Below are 20,971 nucleotides of genomic sequence, written 5' to 3'. Positions count from 1 at the left end.
TCGGCTCACTCAGCCCAGTCGAGATGCGAGGCCGCCTGTGCAGCGGACTTCATCCCCGGCCGTGATCAAGAGGGCCTCCACGTCCGGCAATGACTCCAACCACCGCAGACCCTGCCGCGACCCCATCGCGAAAGCCGCCGTTGCCCAGCAGTCCGCCCAGGTCAGCTGTGGTGCGACCACCGTCACCGCCACCAGGTCCGTGACCGCGGAGCGGCCGGTGCGCGGGTCGACGATATGCGCGCCCCGCTCCGCCGTGCCGGATGTGGCGACCGCCAGTTCGTCCAGGCCGGCGGCGGAGATGACCGCCGCGAGGCCGCCCGGGCGGAGGGGGTCGGAGACTCCTACGCGCCAGGGGCGCTGTGCGCCCGGTAGGCCGAGGAGCTGGACGTCGCCGCCGCCGTTGACGCTGACGCCGCTGACGCCGGGGACCTTCGCCAGGCGGCGGGCCGCGCGTTCGACGGACCAGCCCTTGACGATGCCGGTCGGGTCGAGGCGGCCCTCGTACGACGTGCTGAACCAGCCCTCGCTCAGCCGCTCCGCCTCGGCACCCAGTTCGAGCACCTCGGCGACCTCCGGATCGCACCGTTCGACGGTCAGCTCGCCGCGCGCCAGCAGGGAGATCTGGCTGTCGTCGCGGTAGGTGCTGAACACCTCGTCGACCCGGTGCAGTCCGGTGACCGCCTCCTCCAGTGCCGCCTTGACGGCACCGGGTTCCCCGCCGCGGACGTCGAAGGAGAAGACCGTCCCCATGACCTCCTCCGCATGACGTGCCGCGGCGGGAGCTTCTGCCGGTTCCGCCACCGTGTCAGCCACCGGCCTGGTCCAGGGCCGACTGGAGGGACTCCTTGTAGCCGGCGCTGGTGTACGTGGCTCCGGAGACCGCGTCGATGTCGGCGCTGCCCGCCGCCACGGCCGCCTGGTTGAGCTTGGGTACGGCGTTCGCGGTGACCTGGTCGCTCTGGCCGCCCTTGGGCGTCTGGACCGCCTCGGCCTTGGTGATCTTTCCGCCGCTGACGGTGATCCGGACCTGGACCGGCCCGTACTGGGTCTGGGCGACGCCGCCGGTGACGGTGCGGGCCTGGGCGGCGCCCGACCCTTGCGAACCGGAACCCTGCGAGCCGGAACCCTGCGAGCCGGAGCCCTGCGACCCCGAGCCCTGCGACGAACCGCCGCTCGCCTTCGCCTTGTCGATGGCCGACTGGAGGGACTCCTTGTAGCCGGCGCTGGTGTACGTCGCTCCCGACACCGCGTCGATGTTCGCGCTCTGCGCGGTGACCGCCGCCTGGTTGAGCTTGGGTACGGCGTTCGCGGTGACCTGGTCGCTCTGGCCGCCCTTGGGTGCCTGGACGGCCTCCGCCTGGGTGATCTTCCCGTTCGCCACGGTCAGCCGCACCTGCACGGTTCCGTACTGGGTCTGCGCCGCGTCACCGGTGATCGTGCCGCTCCCGGCGGCCTGGGCGCCGCCCTGCGGCGACTGCGCCGCCACGGGTGGCACCGCGCCGCCCGCCGCCGCGGAGGCCGGGTCGGTCGCCGGCTTCAGCGACAGCAGCAGCACGATCCCGGACACGGTGGCCGCACCGGCCAGCACGACACGTCGGATGGGGTGACTCTTCCTCATGGCTCCTACAGCTCCTGAAGTCTTCTGAGTCCCGTCGCTCACATCTCGAACGACTCGTGATGGATGCGGCGGGCGGGCACACCCGCGCCGCGCAGTGCTTCGTAGACGGACTGCGCGAAGCCGGCCGGCCCGCACATGAACACGTCGTGCTTGTCGATGTCCGGCAGCTTCTGGAGCAGCCGCTCCGCGGAGATGTCCGGCCGTTCGCCGTCCGGGCTGTTGACCGCGTACATCAGCCGGGCACCGCGCTCGTCGGCGATGGCCGCGAGCTCGTCCCACAGCGCCAGGTCCTGGGTGCTGTTGGCCCGGTAGAGCAGGGTGATGTCGCCGGACGCGCCGGGCAGGGTCTCGAACAGGGCCCGCATCGGCGTGATGCCGACCCCGCCCGCGACCAGCAGCACCTTGCCCCGGCTGCGGCGCTGGGCGGTCATCGCGCCGTACGGCCCCTCGGCCCACACCTTGGTGCCGGGCTTCAGGTCGCGCAGCCGCGAGGTGTGGTCGCCGATCGCCTTGACCGTGATCCGCAGCATGTCGGGGCGAGGCGCAGCCGACAACGAGTAGGGATGGGAACTGAACCTCATCCCCGGCGCTTTGAACCGCCACCGGAAGAACTGCCCGGCCTCCGCACCCATGCGGTGCAGCTTGCGCCCGCCGATCAGCACCGACACGATGCCCGGCGTCTCCTCGATGACGGCCTCGACGTACATCCGGTGCCGCAGGTTGAGGCGGATCGGGGTGAGGATCCGGTACCAGACCACCAGCGCGGTCACGACCCCGTACAGCCCGTACCAGAAGGTCTTCGCGGACGGCTCGACGGCGAACTCGTTGCCGGTGGTGATCTGGTGCCAGAACGTCAGGTACACCGCCGCGTACGTGAGCAGGTGCACGTGGTACCAGGTGTCGTACGGGATCCGGCGGCGGATCCCGCCGATCGAGATGAACGCGATGAAGAAGAGCAGGCCGGTGCCGATGGCCGCCTTTCCCATGTCCGGCAGCGTGTTGACCGAGTCGATCGTCTGCTGGACGACGTCACCGAGCGTCTTGCCGGCCTGGAGCGCGTACGCCCACATGGTGAGGAAGACGTGCGCGATGACCAGGCAGATCGTGTAGCGGCCGCTCATCGCGTGCCACCGCGCGACCCGGTCCGAGCCCACCCGCCGCTCCAGCGCGGGCACCCGGGCCATCTGCAGCACGACGAGCGCCATGAGATAACCGGCCAGCAGACCGGTGATCCGCCCGGCGGCGAGGATCTTGGCGGTGTTGTCCGCGAGGGACGGCGTGTTGTCCCACCACAGCCACAGCACCGCCGCCGCACCCGCCCATAGGGCGATCACCAGCGGGACGGCCGGTGAGCGGCGCGGGCGGATACGGCGCATCGTCTGGCGGCGAGCGGCACGGCCGCCTGCGAGCGTGGTGGTCACGAGTCCTCCGGGGACGGGAGCAAGGGGAGTGCGTGATGGGCGTGGTCCCTTGGCCCAGAGATACGTGCGGGGAGGTCCGTGTGTTCAGTGGGGCTTGCCCGGCTTGCTTCAGTGCTTGCTCAGTACCGGGTGATCGCCGTGCTGCCGCTCGCCGTCCCGATCGCGAGGTGCGGTCCGCGCCCGGGATCGGCCCAGTCGAGGATGCGCTTCATCGCCGCCCGCGGCACCGACACACAACCGGCCGTCGCCCCACCCCCGTTGACATGCAGGAAGATCCCGGCGCCTCGCCCCTTCACCGGACGCTCGTAGTTGAACCCGATGACCAGCGCGTACGAGTACCTTGCCCCGTAGCTGACGAGGTGCTCGGCCTCCGCCGCGCGGCAGTGCGCGGGGCGCGGCTCGGTCCAGCGGTTGTAGGCACGGGAGTCGTTGTCCTGGCACCACCAGGAGTCCCGGTTGACACGGCGGTACTCGTACGTCGTACCGGGCGGTGCCGCCTCGATGCCGAAGGCGTACGGCAGCCCGTACAGCCCCGTGGGCGTCGTGTTCGTGCTCTGCTTGCGCCTGGTCCCCTCGACGAGACCCTTCGCCCCGAAGCGGGCCGGCGCCGAACCGGCCTTCACCCACTGCCCGTCGACGCGATCCCACCAGGTGAGAGTCCCCGACGTCGAGCCGGTCCTCGGTGCCACCGCGGTGATCAGCTGGGAGCCGCCCCCGGTGTCGGCCATGCGCGCGGGCAGCGGTCGTGGCGGTCCCTCGCCCGGCGCGGCGCCGAGCACGAGGAGGGACGCGGACGCGAGGGCGACGACACCGGGGCGCATGGCTCAGACGCTAGACGGAGGCAGCGGCAACGGCAGCCCGGGTAGGCCATCCAGGCTGGTCGCGATGTGCTCCTTCTTGGCGAAATACGCGCTGAGCGAGTCGTCGTCCTCGCGCGCGAACCGCCTCGCGTGCAGGTCGCGGTCCTCGTCGTACGTCATGAGGGGCACCGCGTACCCGCAGGAGTCGCGAACGAGCTCGGCCCGCACCACGATGATCGCGCGCAGGCCGTGCAGGGACGGGTCGATGTCGGGAAAGTGCCCGAGCAGCTCCTTGAACCGTGGGTCGTCGCGCAGGACGGCCTCACCGCGGCCGTGTACGCGGACGATGTTGGGCGGGCCCTGGAAGGCGCACCACATGAGGGTGATCCGGCCGTTCTCCCGCAGATGCGCGATGGTCTCGGCGGTGGAGCCGGCGAAGTCGAGGTAGGCCAGGGTGAGTTCGTCGAGGACGGCGAAGGAGCCGCGCAGACCCTTGGGGGAGAGGTTGACCGTGCCGTCGGCGGACAGGGGAGCGGTCGAGGTGAAGAAGAGGGGCTGCTCCTCGATGAAGGTGCGGAGCCTGCCGTCTATGCGTTCGTAAGTTTTGCCCACGTCCATAGATTATGGACGTGGGTCGTTCGCTTGTCTAAGGACTTCGCCTGTTCGCTCGCAGACGCCATGGCCGCCCCGGCCGGCGTGCCAACGGGGCGGCCATGGCTGCCTGTCACGTCACTTGACGAGCTGGCAGGCCGCCAGGGAGTTCAGGCCCTGCGGCTTCGCGGCGGTGCGGCCGATCGAGATGGCGATGCGGTCGATGGTGGAGGTGCGCTTGTCCTTGAGCGGGCCGAGGATGGCGTTCTGGACGAAGTTGGGGCCGCCCTGGCCGACGGTGTTGACGAGGCGCTGGTTGGCCTCCTGGATCTGGGTGTTGAGCAGTGCGAGGTTGCGGTCGACCTCGGCCTTGGCGGAGGCCGGCACCGCGGGCAGCTTCGACCTCACGTCGGGGCAGCTGATCGTGCCGACACCGCCTGCGCTGCCGCTGTTTCCGGTGTTGCCCGTGTTCCCGCCGGCCTGCTGCCCGGGGGTCGCCTTCGCGGGGGGCGTGGCCTTGGCGCCGCCGCCCGCATTGGTCCCGGTCGCGTTCAGGGTGCACGGCGCCAGCGCGTCCAGCCCCTGCGGCTTGGCTGCCGTGCGTCCGATCGCCGTCGCGATGCGGTTGACCGTCGCCACGCGCTTGTCCTTGAGCGGGCCGAGGATGGCGTTCTGGACGAAGTTGGGGCCGCCCTGGCCGACGGTGTTGACGAGGCGCTGGTTGGCCTCCTGGATCTGGGTGTTGAGCAGGGTGAGGTTGCGGTCGACCTCGGCCTTGGCGGAGGCCGGGACCGCGGGCAGCTTGGACCTGACGTCCGGGCATGTGATCGTGCCGGGGCTCGCCAGTGTGCGGGCGCTGGTCCCGCTGCTCTTGGACGTCTCCCCCGCGAGGGCGAAGCCGGCGATCACCGTGCCGGACAGTGCCACCGCGGCAGCGCCGCCGATGAACGCGACGCGACGCTTGTTGTGCTTCGGAAGGGCCCTGGACATGCGGATGCCTCACTCGGGTCAGGTGGTCGTTGTTGGCAAACGCGGCGCCTGCGTTCGGCGAGAGATACGGGTAAGCGGTTTCCCGCGTTCAAAGGCGGTTCGGATTTCCGCTGCCGTGAGCCGAGATTGACGAATCATGCGGAGCTCTGCATAATCATGCATGCACAGTGTGGTGAGCGCGCACTAGCCTGACGACCGCCTCCCCGTTCACGCCACGGGGAGGCGGTGCCACACCCAGACCCTCCCGAGGAGCACAGCGAGTGAGCAGCAACAGCGGTGACGTCCGGCTCTGGGGCGGCCGTTTCGCCGACGGTCCCGCCGAGGCCCTGGCCAAGCTGTCCGCGTCCGTCCACTTCGACTGGCGGCTGGCCCCCTACGACATCGCCGGTTCGCGTGCCCACGCGCGCGTGCTGCACAAGGCGGGGCTGCTCACGCAGGACGAGCTGACCCGCATGATCGCCGGGCTCGACCAACTGGAGGCGGACGTCGCCGACGGCTCCTTCGTGGGCACGATCGCCGACGAGGACGTCCACACCGCCCTGGAGCGGGGCCTGCTGGAGCGCCTCGGCCCGGACCTGGGCGGCAAGCTGCGCGCCGGCCGGTCCCGGAACGACCAGGTGGCCACCCTCTTCCGGATGTACCTCCGCGACCACGCCCGCGTCATCGGCGGCCTGATCGCCGACCTCCAGGACGCGCTGATCGGCCTGGCCGAGGCCCACCCGGACGTGGCGATGCCCGGCCGCACCCACCTCCAGCATGCCCAGCCGGTGCTCTTCGCCCACCACGTCCTGGCCCACGTCCAGTCGCTGTCCCGGGACGCGGAGCGGCTGCGGCAGTGGGACGAGCGCACGGCCGTCTCGCCGTACGGCTCCGGCGCCCTGGCGGGTTCCTCCCTCGGTCTGGACCCGGAGTCGGTGGCGAAGGACCTCGGCTTCGAGCACGGGTCCGTCGCCAACTCGATCGACGGTACGGCGTCCCGCGACTTCGTCGCCGAGTTCGCCTTCATCACCGCGATGATCGGCGTGAACCTCTCCCGGATCGCCGAGGAGGTCATCATCTGGAACACGAAGGAGTTCTCCTTCGTGACCCTGCACGACGCCTTCTCCACGGGCTCGTCGATCATGCCGCAGAAGAAGAACCCGGACATCGCGGAGCTGGCGCGCGGCAAGAGCGGCCGGCTGATCGGCAACCTGACGGGCCTGATGGCCACGCTCAAGGCCCTGCCCCTCGCCTACAACCGCGACCTCCAGGAGGACAAGGAGCCGGTCTTCGACTCCTGCGACCAGCTGGAGGTCCTGCTCCCCGCCTTCACCGGCATGATGGCCACCCTCACCGTCAACCGCGAGCGCATGGAGGAACTGGCCCCGGCCGGCTTCTCCCTCGCCACCGACATCGCCGAGTGGCTCGTCAAGCAGGGCGTCCCCTTCCGCGTCGCCCACGAGGTCGCCGGCGAGTGCGTCAAGGTCGCCGAGTCCGAGGGCAAGGAGCTGGACGGCTTGACGGACGAGCAGTTCGCGAAGATCTCGGCCCACCTGACGCCGGAGGTCCGGTCGGTGCTCAACGTTCCCGGTGCGCTGGCCTCCCGCAACGGCCGGGGTGGCACGGCCCCGAGCGCGGTGGCGGTCCAACTGGCCGACGTGAAGCAGGACGTGGCGGCTCAGCATGAGTGGGCGACTGCCAAGAACTAGGGACAGGGGGCCCGTGCCCCAGGGGCCGCAGGCCCTTTGGGGCACGGGGCTGTGTCCATGTGCGGCTCCGCCGCGCGGGCGCGACAAGCCACGACGTTCCCCGCACCCGCCACAACACCGCACAACCCGAGCTCTGAGGCGAAGGTCATCACGGGTTACGTTGGTCGGAAGCCGAACCGGATCCGACCGAACGGAGCCCGCGATGCCCTTCGCCCGCCTCGCCACAGCAACGACCCCGACCTGCCACATCGGCCTCGGTCTCGCTGCGGTCGGCCGCCCCGGCTACATCAACCTCGGCAGAGACCAGGACCTCGGAGACAACCGCAGCGTCGAAACGCTGCGCACCCGCACCCACGAACTCCTCGACGCCGCCTACGCCCAGGGCGTCCGCTACTTCGACGCCGCCCGCTCCTACGGCCGCTCCGAGGAGTTCCTCGCCGACTGGCTGCACGCCCGCCCCGACATCGACGACATCGTCGTAGGCAGCAAGTGGGGCTACACCTACACCGCCGACTGGTCCACCGACGCCGAGAAGCACGAGGTCAAGGACCACACGCTCCCGACGTACGAGCGCCAGCGCGCCGAGACCGACGCCCTCCTCGGCGACCGGCTCGACCTGTACCAGATCCACTCGGTGACCCCGGACAGCCCCGCCCTCACCGACAAGGACCTCCACGTCAGGCTGGCCGAAGCCGCCGCCCAGGGTCTCACCGTCGGCTTCTCCACCAGCGGCCCCGCCCAGGCCGACGCGATCCGGGCCGCCCTCGCCGTGACGGTCGACGGCGAGCCCCTCTTCCGTACCGTCCAGTCGACGTACAACGCCCTGGAGACCTCGGCCGGCCCCGCCCTCGCCGAGGCTCACGACGCCGGGCTCACGGTGATCGTCAAGGAGGGCATGGCCAACGGGCGGCTCGCGGACCCGTACGCGCCGGACGCGCTGAAGGCCGTAGCCGAAGAAACGTCCCTCGGCTGCGACGCCGTCGCCCTCGCCCTGATCCTGCGCGAGCCCTGGGCCGGAGTGGTCCTCTCCGGTGCGGCGACGACCGTACAGCTCGGGTCCAACCTGCACGCCGCCGTGGTCGACCTCGACGAAGGCCAGCTGGAACGGCTCGCCGCGCTGGTCGAGGAGCCGGGCGCCTACTGGGAGCGGCGCGGGCAGCTGCCCTGGCACTGACGCGCGCCATTGAGCCACTGATCCACTGATCCACTGACCCATGGGAAGAGCCAGTGGGTGTGAGTCACGCATGCCCTGGATGAGACATCAATGTCTCACATGCGCTATGGTCGTCTCATGGCCGTCGATCCTGAGCACGTGCTCCGCAGTGCCGCAGCCCTGCTGACCCGCAAATCCACCGCGACCATGGACGAGGTCGCCAGGGCCGCCGGGATCAGCCGGGCCACGCTGCACCGGCACTTCGCCGGGCGCGACGCGCTCGTGCGGGCGCTGGAGGCGCTCGGTATCGCGGAGTGTGAGGCAGCGGTGGACGCGGCGCTGCTGGACGAAGGGGCGGCGAGTGACGCCGTACGACGCCTCGTCCGCGCGATCGAGCCCGCCGCCGGACTCCTCGCTTTCCTCTACACCGAGAACCAGCTGTTCGAAGGCGAGGAGCAGAACGAGGGTTGGTCGAGGATCGACAGCCGTATCGCCGCGCTGTTCCGGCGCGGACAGGAGAACGGCGAGTTCCGGATCGACCTCACGCCCGCGTGGCTCACCGAAGCCCTGTTCGGGCTGCTCGCCTCCGGCGCCTGGGTCGTGCAGAGCGGCAAGGTCGCCCCCAAGGACTTTCACCACATGATCGTCGAGCTGCTGCTCGGCGGCGCACTCAGAAGAGAGGGATCATGACCAGCACCCTGCAGTCGGCAACCACGACCGAGGCGGTGAAGCGCCCGGGCCGCTGGCTCGCGCTGTCCGTCCTCGTGCTCGCCGTGCTGCTGGTGGCCGTGGACGCGACCGTCCTCGGCCTCGCGACCCCCTACATCAGCGAGGACCTGAAGCCCTCCGGCACCCAGCTGCTGTGGATAGGCGACGTCTACTCGTTCGTCATCGCAGGTCTGCTGGTGTCGATGGGCAGCCTCGGCGACCGCATCGGCCGCAAGCGGATCCTGCTCGTCGGCGCCACGGCGTTCGGCGCGATATCCGTGCTCAACGCGTATGCGACGACACCTGAACTGATGATCCTGGCCCGGGCGTTGCTCGGTGTCGCGGGCGCCACCTTGATGCCCGCCACGCTCGCCCTGATCCGCAACCTCTTCCACGACCCGCGCGAACGCAGCCTCGCCGTCGGCATCTGGGGCGCCACCGCCTCCGCCGGTACGGCCGTCGGCCCCATCGTCGGTGGCTTCCTGCTCGAACACTTCTGGTGGGGCTCGGTCTTCCTGATCAACCTGCCGGTGATGGTGGTCCTCGTCCTCGTCGGCATCAAGCTGCTGCCCGAATCGCGGAACCCGAGTTCCGGCCCGTGGGACATGGTCAGCGTCGCACTGTCCCTCGTCGGCATGGTCGGCATCGTGTACGCCGTCAAGGAGGCCGCCACACACGGCTTCACGTGGGCCACGCTCGCCGTGGGTCTGCTGGGCGCGGCCGCGCTGTACGGCTTCGTCCGCCGTCAGTTCACCCTGCCGACCCCGCTGCTGGACATGCGGCTGTTCCGCCACCGCGGCTTCAGCGGTGCGGTGCTAGCCGACCTGCTGACCATCCTCGGCCTGTCCGGCCTGGTGTTCTTCCTCTCCCAGTTCCTGCAACTCGTGCAGGGCAGGGGCCCGTTCGAGGCGGGTCTGGCCGAACTGCCCGCGGCGATCGGCGCGGTGGTGGCCGGCCTGCTCGCCGGCCGCGCGGCCCGGCGCTTCTCGGTACGGGTCGTCGTCTCCGGCGGCCTGGCGGCGATCGGCCTCGCCCTGGCCGCGCTCACGGTGATCGACCGCTCGACGGGGTATCCGCTGCTCGGCGCGGCCCTCCTGGTGGTCGGCGTCGGCGCGGGCTTCTCGTTCACGGTGACGTCCGACGTGATCCTCTCCAGCGTGCCGAAGGAGCATGCGGGGGCGGCGTCCGCGGTATCGGAGACGGCGTACGAGCTGGGAGCGGCCCTGGGGATCGCCGTACTGGGTTCGATCGTGACCGGTGTGTACCGGGACTTCACCGGCCCGGCGGGCACTCCGCCGGAGGCACACGAGTCACTGGGCGGCGCGGTGGAAGCGGCGGCGGGGATGCCGGCGCAGACGTCCGAGGCGATGCTGGACGCGGCCCGCAGCTCCTTCGTGGACGGGCTTGCGCTCGCGGCGGGCGTCGGGGCGGCCGTACTGCTCGCGGCGGCGCTGGCAGCATGCTTCCTCCTCCGCGGCCAACGGCTGGACGACCGACCTTAAGGAGGCGGGCGGGGAGTTCGCCCCGCTCGCCGCCGACCGCGGATCGTGGAGTCGCGCGCCGGTCAGGTGCGGTTGTTCTCGAACGCGGGGGAGGGCCCGCCGTTGGAGCGCCCGCAGAGGAGCGCCCCCAAAGGGGCGCGGGGCTGTATCGATGTGCGGCTTCGCCGCGTGGGCGCGACAAGCCCCCACGAACCCGCGGCCAACAATCAGCCCGAAGCCCCCCGAGCCCCCCGCCCAACCAGCGGAGCTACGCCGCTTCCTTGGCCTTGCTCGCGTACATGTCCACGTACTCCTGCCCGGACAGCCGCATGACCTCGGTCATCACCGAGTCGGTGACCGCCCGCAGGACATAACGGTCGCGGTCCATCCCCTCGTACCGGGAGAACTCCATGGCCTCGCCGAAGCGGACCGTCACCTTACGAGGCCGAGGCATCCCCGCCCCACCCGGCTGGATCTTGTCGGTGCCGATCATGGCGAACGGCACGACCGGCGCCCCGGTCATCAGCGTCAGCCGCGCGATGCCGGTGCGGCCCCGGTACAGCCGCCCGTCGGGAGACCTCGTGCCCTCGGGGTAGATGCCGAAGACCTTGCCCTCCTCCAGGATGCGGCGCCCGGTCATCAGGGCCGCGACACCGCCCCGGCCGCCGTCCCGGTCGACCGGGATCATGCCGACGCCGGTGAAGAACCAGGCCATCAGGCGGCCCTTGAGGCCCTTGCCGGTGACGTACTCGTCCTTGCCGATGAAGAGGACCTGACGGTCGCAGACCAGCGGCAGGATCATCGAGTCGATGAACGTGAGGTGGTTGCCGGCCAGGATGACCGGACCGTCGCCCGGGATGTGCTCCGCGCCCTCCACCTGTGGGCGGAACATCAGGCGCATGATCGGTCCGAGCACTGCCTTGATGAGCGCGAAGCGGGACAACGGGCCCTCCGGTGTCAAGGGATTCGGTATAAGTCTGTGCAGGTGAGGACGATACTCGCGGTTCCCCGGGTCCCGCACATCGGGTGGGCCGACTTCACCGAGGCCTTACGCACTGTTGACGTACGTTTACCTGCGGTGGCGCGGTGTGGACGGCGCGTAACGCGCTCGCCATGATGTGACGGACATCGCCCCGAGGGCCTATCGGACGACTTCCCCGCACTGCCGCACCCATTCCGACGTGCCGTCATCTCACCTTTCCCGTACGACATTCAGCGTCACCCGCGAGTTCCGCCGAAGGTCTCCCATCCGTCATGTGCACGCACCTACGATCGGCGCGCACTGAATGAGCGGATGGTCAGGGAGGGCCCTCATGGGAACCCAGGAGAACGAGCAGGCGGGCGTGACCGGACGGCGGACGCTACTCGGCGCGGCCGTGCTCGGCGCGGGCGGAGCGGTCCTCGGACTGTCCGGTACGGCGAGAGCGGCCGAGAGCCGGCATGGTGGCGGCGGCGGTGGACTCAAGAGCCTGCCCAAGCCGACGATCATCGGCCACCGTGGGGCCAGCGGCTACCGGCCCGAGCACACCCTCGGCTCCTACCAGCTGGCCCTGGACCTGGGCGCCGACATCGTCGAGGCGGGCGACCTGGTGCCCACCAAGGACGGCCACCCGGTGTGCCGGCACGAGCCGGAGATCGGCGGCACGACCGATGTCGCGGACCATCCCGAGTTCGCCGACCGCAAGAAGACGAAGCTCCTCGACGGTGTCTCCACCACCGGCTGGTTCACCGAGGACTTCACGCTCGCCGAGCTGAAGACCCTGCGCGCGACCGAGCGCATCCCGGCCAACCGCCCGCACAACACCCTCTACAACGGCCGCTGGGAGATCCCTACCTTCGAAGAGGTCCTGAAGTGGCAGGACGAGCAGACCCGTAAGCGCGGCAAGCAGGTCTGGATCTACCCCGAGCTCAAGCACCCCACCTACTTCCGCAAGCTGGGCCTCGGCCTGGAGGAGCGGGTCGCCAAGGTGCTGCACAAGCACGGCAAGGACCGGCGGAACTCGCCGGTCGTCATCCAGTCCTTCGAGCCGACCAGCATCCAGCGCCTGAACAAGCTGGTCGACAACCCGCTGGTGGTCCTGCTCTCCGGCCCGACCACCCGCCCCTGGGACTTCGTCGAGACGGGCGACCCGCGCACGGTCGCCGACCTGGTCAAGCCGGCCGGCCTGAGGGAGATCGCCTCCTACGCCCAGGGCATCGGCCCCACCCTGGACCTGGTCATCCCGAAGGACGCGAACGGCAACCTCACCACGCCCACCACACTGGTGAACGACGCGCACAAGGTCGGTCTGGTCCTGCACCCCTGGACCATGCGCAACGAGAACCCCTTCCTCCCCGCGAGCTTCCGCAAGGGCACCGACGCGGACGCCTACGGCGACGTCTTCGGCGCCTACAAGGTCTACTTCGCGACCGGCATCGACGGCGTCTTCACCGACAACCCGGACACGGGCGTGCTGGCCCGCGAGGACTTCGTCAACGGCTGAGCCCCACGCCCCGGTTGGGGTGACTGTCGGCCGCCCGGGCAACCCTGCGCCCGGGCGGCCGCGTCGTGCCGCATATGACGGACGACCTGGTTGCCGCCCTGCGCCCGCTGCTCCTCGCGGAGGCCTCCGCCGAGGCACACGCCTCCGGAACGGAGCCGGGCGACCTGGAGCAGGCGGTCTGGCTCCGCCTCCTGGAACGCCTCGACTCGGACGGCCCGCCCGTGGACCCGCAGGGCTGGCTGCGCAGGGCCGTCCGCTCCGAGGCGCGCCGAAGCCGCCGTACGACACGACGGGAACGGCCGTACGAGACCGAGCCCGCCGCCGACACCGATCGCCACGACCCCGAACACCTGGCCCTCGCGGCCGCCCGCCGCCGAGACCTGCGCGAAGCGGTGCGCCGCCTCCCTGGCCGCTGCCCCCGCCTCATGGAGGCCCTGCTCTCCCCGAACGACCTGACATACCGGGAAATCGCGGGGGAGTTGGGTATCTCACAGGGCAGTCTCGGGCCGGAACGTTCCAGATGCCTGGGATGTCTGCGTCGATTGCTCGCGCCGGAGGTTGCGGCCCGCGGAGCGCGGGGATAGGAGTGAGGGACGACAGGCGATCAGGTGAGCGGGAGGCGTGCGCACATGGGCATGAGCGTGACCATCTCTGCGGCGACCGAGCAGGACGCGGAGCAGATCTTCAGGCTGCAGTACCTGTGCTTCCAGAGCGAGGCAGCGCTGTACGGGAACTACCGCATCGACCCGCTGGTCCAAACCCTGGACTCGGTGCGTGCGGAGGTCGCCGCGGACTGCGTCTTCGTGGCGCGGCTCGGCGAGGAGGTCGTCGGCTCGGTCCGCGGCAGTGTCACCGCCGACGGCGCCGCCGCCATCGGCAAGCTCTGCGTCCACCCCCGCCTCCAGGGCCACGGCATCGGCGCCCGTCTGCTCCGCGCGGCCGAGTCCGCCCTGGCGGACGAGCGGGGCGCCACGAAGTTCCGCCTCTTCACCGGCCACCGCAGCGAGGGCAACCTGCGGCTGTACCGCAAGGTCGGCTACGAGGCGGTGGGCACGTCGAAGGGGGCGGACGGGGTCCCGATGATCGTCCTGGAGAAGCCGGCGGGGACCTACGCCACTACTGCTTGACGGTTCGCGCCTTGCGGAGCCAGTACAGGGCCGACAGGGGCAGCAGTACGGGGATGAACAGATACCCCATGCCGTAGTCGGACCAGACGGTCGCGTCGGGGAACGCCGAGGGCTCCACCAGGGTCCAGGTGCCGACGATCAGGACGCCCGCGAGTTCGGCGGCGCAGCACACCAGCGCCGCCCTGCGGGCCTTCTCGCCGCCCCTGACGAGCGTGTACGTGATGAACCCGTAGACGAGCCCCGCCACCGCCGACAACGCGTAGGCGAGTGGCGCCCGGTCGAACTCGGTCGCGATCTGGTACGCCGATCGCGACACGGCCCCGACGACCATCACGCCGTACAGCCAGACGAGCAGTATCCCGGGCCCGCTGATCAGCCGCGTCCTGGTGGGCTTGTCCTGCGTCACGGCCACCTCAACCTCCCCAGATGTCATAGAGCCGCACCTCCAGCACGGCCAGCACCACACCGCCTGCGGCGACCGTCACCGAACCCCACTTGGACCGCTCGGCCAGCGACATGAAGCCCGCGGCCGGAATGCACGCGAACGAGCCCAGCAGATACGCCACGAAGATCGTCGTGCCCTGCTCCGGCTTCTCGCCCCGCGCCAGCAGCACGATCCCGACCACCAGTTGCACCAGGGCCAGCACCGTCACCACGGCCATCCCGATGAAGTGCCAGTCCTTCGTCGGCTGGTCTCGGTACGCGGCCCACCCGCACCAGGCGGCGAGCAACAGCGCGGCGACACCGGTCACCAGCGTCAGGGCATCAAGCATGGAGCGACCTTAATACGGCCCAAAAGACCTGATGCGCCCGGCCCCGGCGGTCAGGCGGCCGGTTCGCCGGCGACGAGCCCGGCGTTCACACACCGCTTCGCGATCGCCCCCATCTGCTCCACCCGCCGGTCGATCTCGTCCCCCTCGGCGTCCTCGTCGGGCAGCCCCGTAGGGTCTAGACCATGACGATCCACGCACGCGCTCTCCTGTTCGACAACGACGGCACCCTCGTCTCCTCCCTCGCATCCGTCGACCGCTGCTGGGCGCGGTGGGCCGAGGAGTACGGGGTCACGGAGGAGTTCGGCAAGGTCGAGCTGCATGGGTGTCCGGCCGTCGAGATAGTCGCCGAGCTGCTGCCCGCCGACGTCGTACCGCAGGCCCTCGCGCGGATCGAGACCCTGGAGGTGGAGGACGTGCCGAACGGGGGCGTCCACCTGCTGCCCGGCACCAAGGCGTTCCTCGACGGGCTGCCCGCCGACCGCTGGGCCGTGGTGACCTCCGCCACGCGGCGTCTGGCCGAGGCCCGGCTCGACGCGGTCGGGATCCTGCCCAAGACGATGGTCACCGCCGACGACATCACGCGCGGCAAGCCCGACCCCGAGCCCTACCTCCTCGCCGCCCGCGAACTGGGCGTCGACCCGGCCCATTGCGTCGTCTTCGAGGACGCCCCAGCCGGTCTGGCGGCCGGTCGCGCCGCCGGGATGACCACCGTGGCCTTGACCACAACCCACCAGGCCCACGAGCTCGACGCCGACCTGGTGGTGAACGATCTGTCGGCCCTGTCCGCCCTGGTCGCGGACGCCGGAGTCGAGATCTCCGTACGCGGCTGACAGCTGTCCGCCGCTGTCCAGGATGCGGACAGCGGCGGCCGGTAAGGACCGTACGTCTGGTTTACTGATCGCATGACCACGACGAGCTGCCGCACCTTTGCGACCGAGGCGACCATGACGCCCGGTGCTCGTTGTATGTGTCGAATGTGTGCCTGCTAGAGGGCCCCTGCACCACCCTGAGCCTCGCGCCCCGAAGCGAGAGCCCGCTCATGTCCGCGCGTACGCCTGACGTACGGGACTGAGCTCCGCCCCGCGCGCACGATTCTCCTCCCCGGTTCCACCGCGCCCGCGAGAACCGTGCTGCGTTCTGGCTGCTTTCGACCCTGAACGCCATGTGCCCGGCGCCCACGAGGTGCCGCGCACTCGACAGTGACGGAAACCCCAGTGATCACCACAACGGGCCTGACGAAAATCTACCGGGCTCACCGCTCACACGGCCGCGAGGTCACCGCCCTCGACGGCGTCGATCTGCATGTCCGCGAAGGCGAGGTGTACGGCGTCATCGGCCAGTCCGGCGCCGGCAAGTCCTCGCTCATCCGCTGCGTCAACCTGCTGGAGCGCCCCACCGCCGGGACGGTGACCGTCGCCGGGCAGGACCTCACGGCCCTCGCGGGACGCGGTCCCCGGGCCGGCCGGGAACTCCGCCGGGCGCGCAGCCGTATCGGCATGGTCTTCCAGCACTTCAACCTGCTGTCCTCCCGGACGGTCCAGGACAACGTCGAGCTTCCGCTCGAGATCCTCGGCAAGTCGGGCAAGGAGCGCTCCCGCAAGGCGCTCGAACTGCTCGACCTGGTGGGTCTCGCGGACAAGGCCAAGGCCTACCCCGCCCAGCTCTCCGGCGGTCAGAAGCAGCGCGTCGGCATCGCCCGCGCCCTGGCCGGCGACCCCAAGGTGCTGCTCTCCGACGAGGCCACCAGCGCCCTCGACCCGGAGACCACCCGCTCCATCCTCCAGCTGCTGCGCGACCTGAACCGGCAGTTGGGCCTGACCGTCCTGCTCATCACCCACGAGATGGACGTCGTGAAGTCGATCTGCGACTCGGCCGCGCTCATGGAGAAGGGGCGCATCGTCGAGTCCGGCACGGTCAGCGAGCTCCTCGCGACCCCCGGCTCCGAACTCGCCGCCGCGCTCTTCCCGGTGGGCGGCGAGGCCTCCGCCGACGACCGCACCGTCGTCGACGTCACCTTCCAGGGCGAGGCCGCCACCCAGCCGGTCATCTCCCAGCTCTCGCGCACCTACAACATCGACATCTCGATCCTCGGCGCCGCCATCGACACCGTCGGCGGCCTCCAGGTCGGCCGGATGCGCATCGAACTGCCCGGCCGCTACGAGGACAACGTCGTGCCGATCGGCTTCCTGCGCGAACAGGGCCTGCAGATCGACGTACTGGGCCAGGAGCCCGTACTGCTGAAGGAAGGTGCCCAGCTGTGACCTGGTCCGAGACGCAGCCCCTGCTGGAGCAGGCGTGTGGGGACACCCTCTACATGGTCGGCTGGTCCACCCTGATCGCTGTCGTCGGCGGCCTCCCGCTCGGCATCCTCCTCGTCCTCACCGACCGGGGCGGGCTGCTCCAGAACGTCCTGGCCAACAAGGTCATCGGGCAGATCGTGAACGTCGCCCGCTCGATGCCGTTCATCATCCTGATGGTCGCGCTGATGAGCTTCACGCGCTGGGTCACCGGGACGACGATCGGCCGCGAGGCCGCCATCGTGCCGCTCGCGATCGGCGCGATCCCCTTCTTCGCGCGGCTCGTTGAGACGGCTGTCCGCGAAGTGGACGGCGGGCTCGTGGAGGCCGTGCAGTCGATGGGCGGCAACACCTGGACCGTCGTACGCAAGGTCCTCGTCCCTGAGTCCCTGCCGTCCCTCATCGCCAGCACCACGACCACGATCGTCGCCCTCATCGGCTACTCCGCCATGGCCGGCACGGTCGGCGCGGGCGGCCTCGGCGACATCGCCATCCGCTACGGCTACCAGCGCTTCGAGACCGAGCTGATGTGGCTCACCGTCGCGGTCCTCGCCGTCGGCATCTCCCTCATCCAGTTCGCCGGCGACTACGCGGCCCGGTCCCTGCACCGCCGGGGCGGCCGCTCGGGCCCGGGGCCCAAGCTGCGGCTGCTGAAGGCCTCCACGGCCACCACCAAGACCGTCTGAACCACACACCGGACGGACCCAGAACTCCCCGAACACCCAAGTCGGGGCCGCACCACCCAGATGGAAAGGCACTTTTCGTGCGTAACACCGCCAAGATCACCACTGCCGTCCTCGCCGCCGGAGCCCTCACCCTCGGGCTCACCGCTTGCGGCTCGGACAAGGACTCCGGTTCCGACGCGAGCGCCCCGCTGAAGGTCGCCGCCACGCCCACCCCGCAGGGCGAGATCCTCACGTACATCAAGGACAAGCTCGCGAAGAAGGCCGGCCTCGAGCTCGAGGTCAAGGAGTTCACCGACTACGTGACGCCGAACACGGCCGTCCAGCAGGGTGAGGTCGACGCCAACTACTTCCAGCACCAGCCGTACCTGGACGACTTCAACAAGAAGAACGGCACCGACATCGTGGCCGTCCCGAACGCCACGGTGCACCTGGAGCCGCTCGGCGTGTACTCCCAGGGCGTCAAGAAGCTCACGGACCTCAAGAAGGGCGCCACGGTCGCCGTCCCGAACGACACCACCAACGAGGCCCGCGCGCTCAAGCTGCTCGAGGCAGGCGGCGTGATCAAGCTGAAGGCGGGCGTCGGCTACGAAGCGACCCCCAAGGACATCGCCTCCAACCCCAAGAACCTCCAGTTCAAGGAGCTCGAGGCGGCCCAGCTGCCGCGCTCCCTCGGTGACGTCGACGCCGCGGTCATCAACGGCAACTACGCGCTGGAGGCCGACCTCAGCCCGGCCAAGGACGCCATCGCCGCCGAGTCGCCCAAGGACAACCCGTACGGCAACTTCCTCGCGGTGAAGAAGGGCAACGAGGACGACCCGCGCGTGCGGAAGCTGGCCAAGCTGCTGACGTCGCCCGAGGTGAAGAAGTTCATCGAGGACAAGTACGACGGCGCCGTCGTCGCGGCCTTCTGAGCACCGGCCTCCCGCGGCCTCTCCTCGGCTCGTCCGACGTGAAGAAGTTCACCGAGGACGAGCTCAAGGGCTCGGTGCTGCCGGTCACTTCGGGCTGACGGCGCGTATACGGCGTATTGCCACGCACGGGGTCCACTCGCTCACCCGGAGTGGACCCCGTCGTGCGGTTCAGTGCTTTCATGCTGCATGCTGGGCAGTTCATCAGGCCCTGAAGGTTTTCCGAAGGTTACGGAGCGGCGCATGACTAGCACCTTCCCCAACATCTCCATCAGCACGGAGCGGTTGGTGCTGCGGCCCCTCGACGAGGACGACGTGCCCGCACTGGCCGAGATGATGAACGACGAGCAGGTCGGCGCCTGGACCGACGTCCCCCAGCCCTTCACCGAGGACGGCGCCCGCACCTGGATCACCGAGTACGCCCCCGCCGAGCGGGAAGCCGGCCGCGGACTCGACCTCGCCGTCACCGAGTTCCTCACTCAGCGCCTGGTCGGCGTCGTCCAGCTGGCCAAGACGAACTGGCATGTCCGTGCCACCGAGCTGTCGTACATCATCGCCCCCTGGGCCCGCGGCGAGGGCTACGCCTCCGAGGCCACCCTCGCCACCGCCCAATGGCTGTTCAGCGACCAGAAGTTCGAGCGCATCGAGCTGCGCACGGCCGCCGACAACACCGCCTCCCAGCAGGTCGCCCAGAAGATCGGCTGTATCAGCGAGGGCGTCCTGCGCAACGCGTGCATAGCGCACGTCCGGGTGGAGGACGGCACCTGGACCGACGTACGCACCGACTTCATCGTGTGGAGCCTCCTGCCGGAGGACCTCGACGGCGCCGGGGAGCAGCTGGCCGACACCGGCGGCTTCACCTCGTTCGGCGAGTGGAACTGACGGGAAGCGAATCCCCGGGCACCGCAGGTGCCGACACGTCGACCAGGTACCCTCACGGTGCCTGCCCCTCGGGCTGACCTATCGACGACCTGCGCGAACCCAGGAGACTGACGACGATGGCCGACCGCGTCACGGTGATCGGCTGGGACGGCTCGCCGCTGACCGCCGCGGCACGCTCCGCACTCGGCGCCGCCACACTCGTGGCCGGTGCCGCCCACCACCTGGCGCTCCCCGAGGTGCCGCCCGCCGCCGAGCGCGTCCGCCTCGGCAGCGCCTCCCTCGCCGCCCGCCGGATCGCCGCCCACCGCGGCACCGCGGTGGTGTTCGCCGACGGCGACCCCGGCTTCTTCGGCGTCGTACGGACCCTGCGCGCACCCGAGTTCGGCCTGGAGGTCGAGGTCGTCCCCGCCGTCTCCTCGGTCGCCGCCGCCTTCGCCCGTGCCGGCATGCCCTGGGACGACGCACAGGTGGTCGTCGCACAACGCCGTACCCTGCGACGCGCGGTGAATGTGTGCCGCGCCCACACCAAGGTCGCCGTCCTCACCTCACCGGGCGCCGGACCCGCCGAACTCGGGCTGCTCCTGGACGGCGTCCACCGCACCTTCGTCATCTGCGAGGAGCTGGGCACCGAACGCGAGCAGGTCACCGTCGTCACCTCCGACAAGGCCCCCGACCACATCTGGCGCGACCCGAACGTCGTCATCGTCATCGGCGCCAAGGTGGCGGCGGCGGACGGCGGCGGGTGGATCGCCGGCCGCGACCCGTCCACCGCGCCGCGCGGCTGGACCCTGCCCGCCGAGTCCTACGGCGGCCTCATGGGTGAAGGTGAACTGGAACCGCTGCGCGCCGCCCAACTCGCCCGTCTCGGCCCGCGCATGGGCGACCTCGTCTGGGACATCGGCTGCGGCAGCGGCGCCTTCGCCGTCGAGGCCGCCCGGGCCGGCGCGGCCGTCATCGCCGTCGACCGCGACCCGCAGGCCTGCGCCCGCACCGAGGCCAACGCACGCGGTTTCGGGGTCCAGCTGCAGATCGTCCACGGCACGGCCCCGCACGCTCTGGAGAACCTCGCCGAACCGGACGTCGTACGCGTCGGCGGCGGAGGAGCGGCCGTCGTCTCCGCCGTCGCCGACCGGCGCCCGCAGCGCATCGTCACGCATGCCGCCACCCGCGACGCCGCCGAACTCGTCGGACGCGGCCTCACCGAGCACGGCTACGACGTGGAGTGCGCCCTCCTGCAGTCCGTGGAACTCGACACGCGGGCCTGGACGGAGCGGGAGCGCAGTGTCGCGTTCCTGCTCAGCGGGGTCCTTCCCGACCGCACGGCGTGACCGCGCACCCGTCCCCGTGATCCTGTTGTCATACCGC

At 70.3% G+C, this 20,971-nt stretch carries 23 protein-coding genes; 13 read left to right on the top strand and 10 right to left on the bottom strand.

Annotated features, from left to right (window positions below; genetic code table 11):
• Positions 1-9 precede the first annotated feature (9 nt).
• From AB5J49_RS09105 to AB5J49_RS09080, 6 genes are all read right to left on the bottom strand, one after another.
• A complete protein-coding gene (locus AB5J49_RS09105) occupies positions 10-813 on the bottom strand; it encodes an FAD:protein FMN transferase (protein ID WP_369168018.1) in 804 nt (267 codons plus the stop codon).
• Entirely contained in the window at positions 806-1,618 is an 813-nt protein-coding gene (locus AB5J49_RS09100) for an FMN-binding protein (RefSeq protein ID WP_369168016.1), read from the bottom strand. The genes AB5J49_RS09105 and AB5J49_RS09100 overlap by 8 nt, the downstream gene beginning before the upstream one ends.
• Positions 1,619-1,656: 38 nt before the next feature.
• Positions 1,657-3,039 (bottom strand): ferric reductase-like transmembrane domain-containing protein, encoded by a 1,383-nt coding sequence (locus AB5J49_RS09095; RefSeq protein WP_369168015.1) that lies wholly within the window; start codon positions 3,037-3,039, stop codon positions 1,657-1,659.
• A gap of 119 nt (positions 3,040-3,158) precedes the next feature.
• Positions 3,159-3,860 carry a L,D-transpeptidase gene (locus tag AB5J49_RS09090; RefSeq protein ID WP_369168014.1) on the bottom strand — a complete coding sequence of 234 codons (702 nt, stop codon included), beginning with the start codon at positions 3,858-3,860 and terminating at the stop codon, positions 3,159-3,161.
• A gap of 3 nt (positions 3,861-3,863) precedes the next feature.
• Positions 3,864-4,451, bottom strand: a complete 588-nt coding sequence (locus AB5J49_RS09085; RefSeq protein WP_369168013.1) for a pyridoxamine 5'-phosphate oxidase family protein — start codon at positions 4,449-4,451, stop codon at positions 3,864-3,866.
• Positions 4,452-4,568: 117 nt separating this feature from the next.
• Positions 4,569-5,420, bottom strand: coding sequence for a hypothetical protein (locus tag AB5J49_RS09080; RefSeq protein WP_369168012.1), 852 nt, complete (start codon positions 5,418-5,420; stop codon positions 4,569-4,571).
• A 260-nt stretch (positions 5,421-5,680) separates the two neighbouring features.
• On the opposite strand from AB5J49_RS09080, the gene argH reads away from it, so the two are divergent.
• The 4 genes from argH to AB5J49_RS09060 all read left to right on the top strand — a co-directional run bounded on the left by argH (position 5,681) and on the right by AB5J49_RS09060 (position 10,471).
• A complete protein-coding gene (gene argH, locus AB5J49_RS09075; protein ID WP_369168011.1) occupies positions 5,681-7,108 on the top strand; it encodes an argininosuccinate lyase in 1,428 nt (475 codons plus the stop codon).
• 202 nt (positions 7,109-7,310) lie between these two features.
• The gene (locus AB5J49_RS09070; RefSeq protein WP_369168010.1) at positions 7,311-8,282 is read left to right on the top strand and encodes an aldo/keto reductase; all 972 of its coding nucleotides are present in this window, start codon (positions 7,311-7,313) and stop codon (positions 8,280-8,282) included.
• Between the two features lie 117 nt (positions 8,283-8,399).
• Positions 8,400-8,951 (top strand): TetR/AcrR family transcriptional regulator, encoded by a 552-nt coding sequence (locus AB5J49_RS09065; RefSeq protein WP_369168009.1) that lies wholly within the window; start codon positions 8,400-8,402, stop codon positions 8,949-8,951.
• Positions 8,948-10,471 (top strand): MFS transporter, encoded by a 1,524-nt coding sequence (locus AB5J49_RS09060; protein ID WP_369168008.1) that lies wholly within the window; start codon positions 8,948-8,950, stop codon positions 10,469-10,471. Before AB5J49_RS09065 ends, AB5J49_RS09060 begins: the two co-directional genes overlap by 4 nt.
• A gap of 247 nt (positions 10,472-10,718) precedes the next feature.
• Here the strand turns inward: AB5J49_RS09060 and AB5J49_RS09055 are convergent, their stop codons facing one another.
• On the bottom strand, positions 10,719-11,393 hold the full coding sequence (locus AB5J49_RS09055) for a lysophospholipid acyltransferase family protein (RefSeq protein WP_369168007.1): 675 nt from the start codon (positions 11,391-11,393) through the stop codon (positions 10,719-10,721).
• A 370-nt stretch (positions 11,394-11,763) separates the two neighbouring features.
• On the opposite strand from AB5J49_RS09055, the gene AB5J49_RS09050 reads away from it, so the two are divergent.
• The 3 genes from AB5J49_RS09050 to AB5J49_RS09040 all read left to right on the top strand — a co-directional run bounded on the left by AB5J49_RS09050 (position 11,764) and on the right by AB5J49_RS09040 (position 14,060).
• Positions 11,764-12,933: a glycerophosphodiester phosphodiesterase gene (locus tag AB5J49_RS09050; protein ID WP_369168006.1), complete on the top strand. Its 1,170-nt coding sequence runs from the start codon at positions 11,764-11,766 to the stop codon at positions 12,931-12,933.
• Positions 12,934-13,007: 74 nt separating this feature from the next.
• Complete coding sequence (locus AB5J49_RS09045; RefSeq protein ID WP_369168005.1) at positions 13,008-13,517, top strand: RNA polymerase sigma factor; 510 nt, start codon at positions 13,008-13,010, stop codon at positions 13,515-13,517.
• A gap of 45 nt (positions 13,518-13,562) precedes the next feature.
• Positions 13,563-14,060 carry a GNAT family N-acetyltransferase gene (locus tag AB5J49_RS09040; RefSeq protein ID WP_369168004.1) on the top strand — a complete coding sequence of 166 codons (498 nt, stop codon included), beginning with the start codon at positions 13,563-13,565 and terminating at the stop codon, positions 14,058-14,060.
• On the opposite strand, the gene AB5J49_RS09035 is transcribed toward AB5J49_RS09040, so the two are convergent.
• From AB5J49_RS09035 to AB5J49_RS09025, 3 genes are read right to left on the bottom strand one after another with little or no spacing between them, the layout of a single operon-like run.
• A complete protein-coding gene (locus AB5J49_RS09035; protein WP_274237638.1) occupies positions 14,050-14,472 on the bottom strand; it encodes a hypothetical protein in 423 nt (140 codons plus the stop codon). The genes AB5J49_RS09040 and AB5J49_RS09035 overlap by 11 nt on opposite strands.
• 1 nt (position 14,473) lies before the next feature.
• A complete protein-coding gene (locus AB5J49_RS09030; protein WP_128427872.1) occupies positions 14,474-14,833 on the bottom strand; it encodes a hypothetical protein in 360 nt (119 codons plus the stop codon).
• Positions 14,834-14,883: 50 nt separating this feature from the next.
• Positions 14,884-15,027, bottom strand: a complete 144-nt coding sequence (locus AB5J49_RS09025) for a hypothetical protein (protein WP_369168003.1) — start codon at positions 15,025-15,027, stop codon at positions 14,884-14,886.
• Between AB5J49_RS09025 and AB5J49_RS09020 the strand changes: the two genes are divergently transcribed.
• From AB5J49_RS09020 to cbiE, 6 genes are all read left to right on the top strand, one after another.
• A complete protein-coding gene (locus AB5J49_RS09020) occupies positions 15,016-15,663 on the top strand; it encodes an HAD-IA family hydrolase (protein WP_369168002.1) in 648 nt (215 codons plus the stop codon). The genes AB5J49_RS09025 and AB5J49_RS09020 overlap by 12 nt on opposite strands.
• A 384-nt stretch (positions 15,664-16,047) precedes the next feature.
• A complete protein-coding gene (locus AB5J49_RS09015; RefSeq protein WP_369168001.1) occupies positions 16,048-17,094 on the top strand; it encodes a methionine ABC transporter ATP-binding protein in 1,047 nt (348 codons plus the stop codon).
• Entirely contained in the window at positions 17,091-17,816 is a 726-nt protein-coding gene (locus AB5J49_RS09010) for a methionine ABC transporter permease (protein WP_369168000.1), read from the top strand. Before AB5J49_RS09015 ends, AB5J49_RS09010 begins: the two co-directional genes overlap by 4 nt.
• A 77-nt stretch (positions 17,817-17,893) precedes the next feature.
• Positions 17,894-18,727 carry a MetQ/NlpA family ABC transporter substrate-binding protein gene (locus AB5J49_RS09005; protein ID WP_369167999.1) on the top strand — a complete coding sequence of 278 codons (834 nt, stop codon included), beginning with the start codon at positions 17,894-17,896 and terminating at the stop codon, positions 18,725-18,727.
• Between the two features lie 240 nt (positions 18,728-18,967).
• A complete protein-coding gene (locus AB5J49_RS09000) occupies positions 18,968-19,606 on the top strand; it encodes a GNAT family N-acetyltransferase (protein ID WP_369167998.1) in 639 nt (212 codons plus the stop codon).
• Between the two features lie 116 nt (positions 19,607-19,722).
• Entirely contained in the window at positions 19,723-20,934 is a 1,212-nt protein-coding gene (cbiE, locus tag AB5J49_RS08995; protein WP_369167997.1) for a precorrin-6y C5,15-methyltransferase (decarboxylating) subunit CbiE, read from the top strand.
• Positions 20,935-20,971 lie beyond the last annotated feature (37 nt).

This window comes from Streptomyces sp. R28, from assembly GCF_041052385.1.
GTDB lineage: Bacteria > Actinomycetota > Actinomycetes > Streptomycetales > Streptomycetaceae > Streptomyces.
This window is presented reverse-complemented; position numbering and strand designations above follow the sequence as displayed.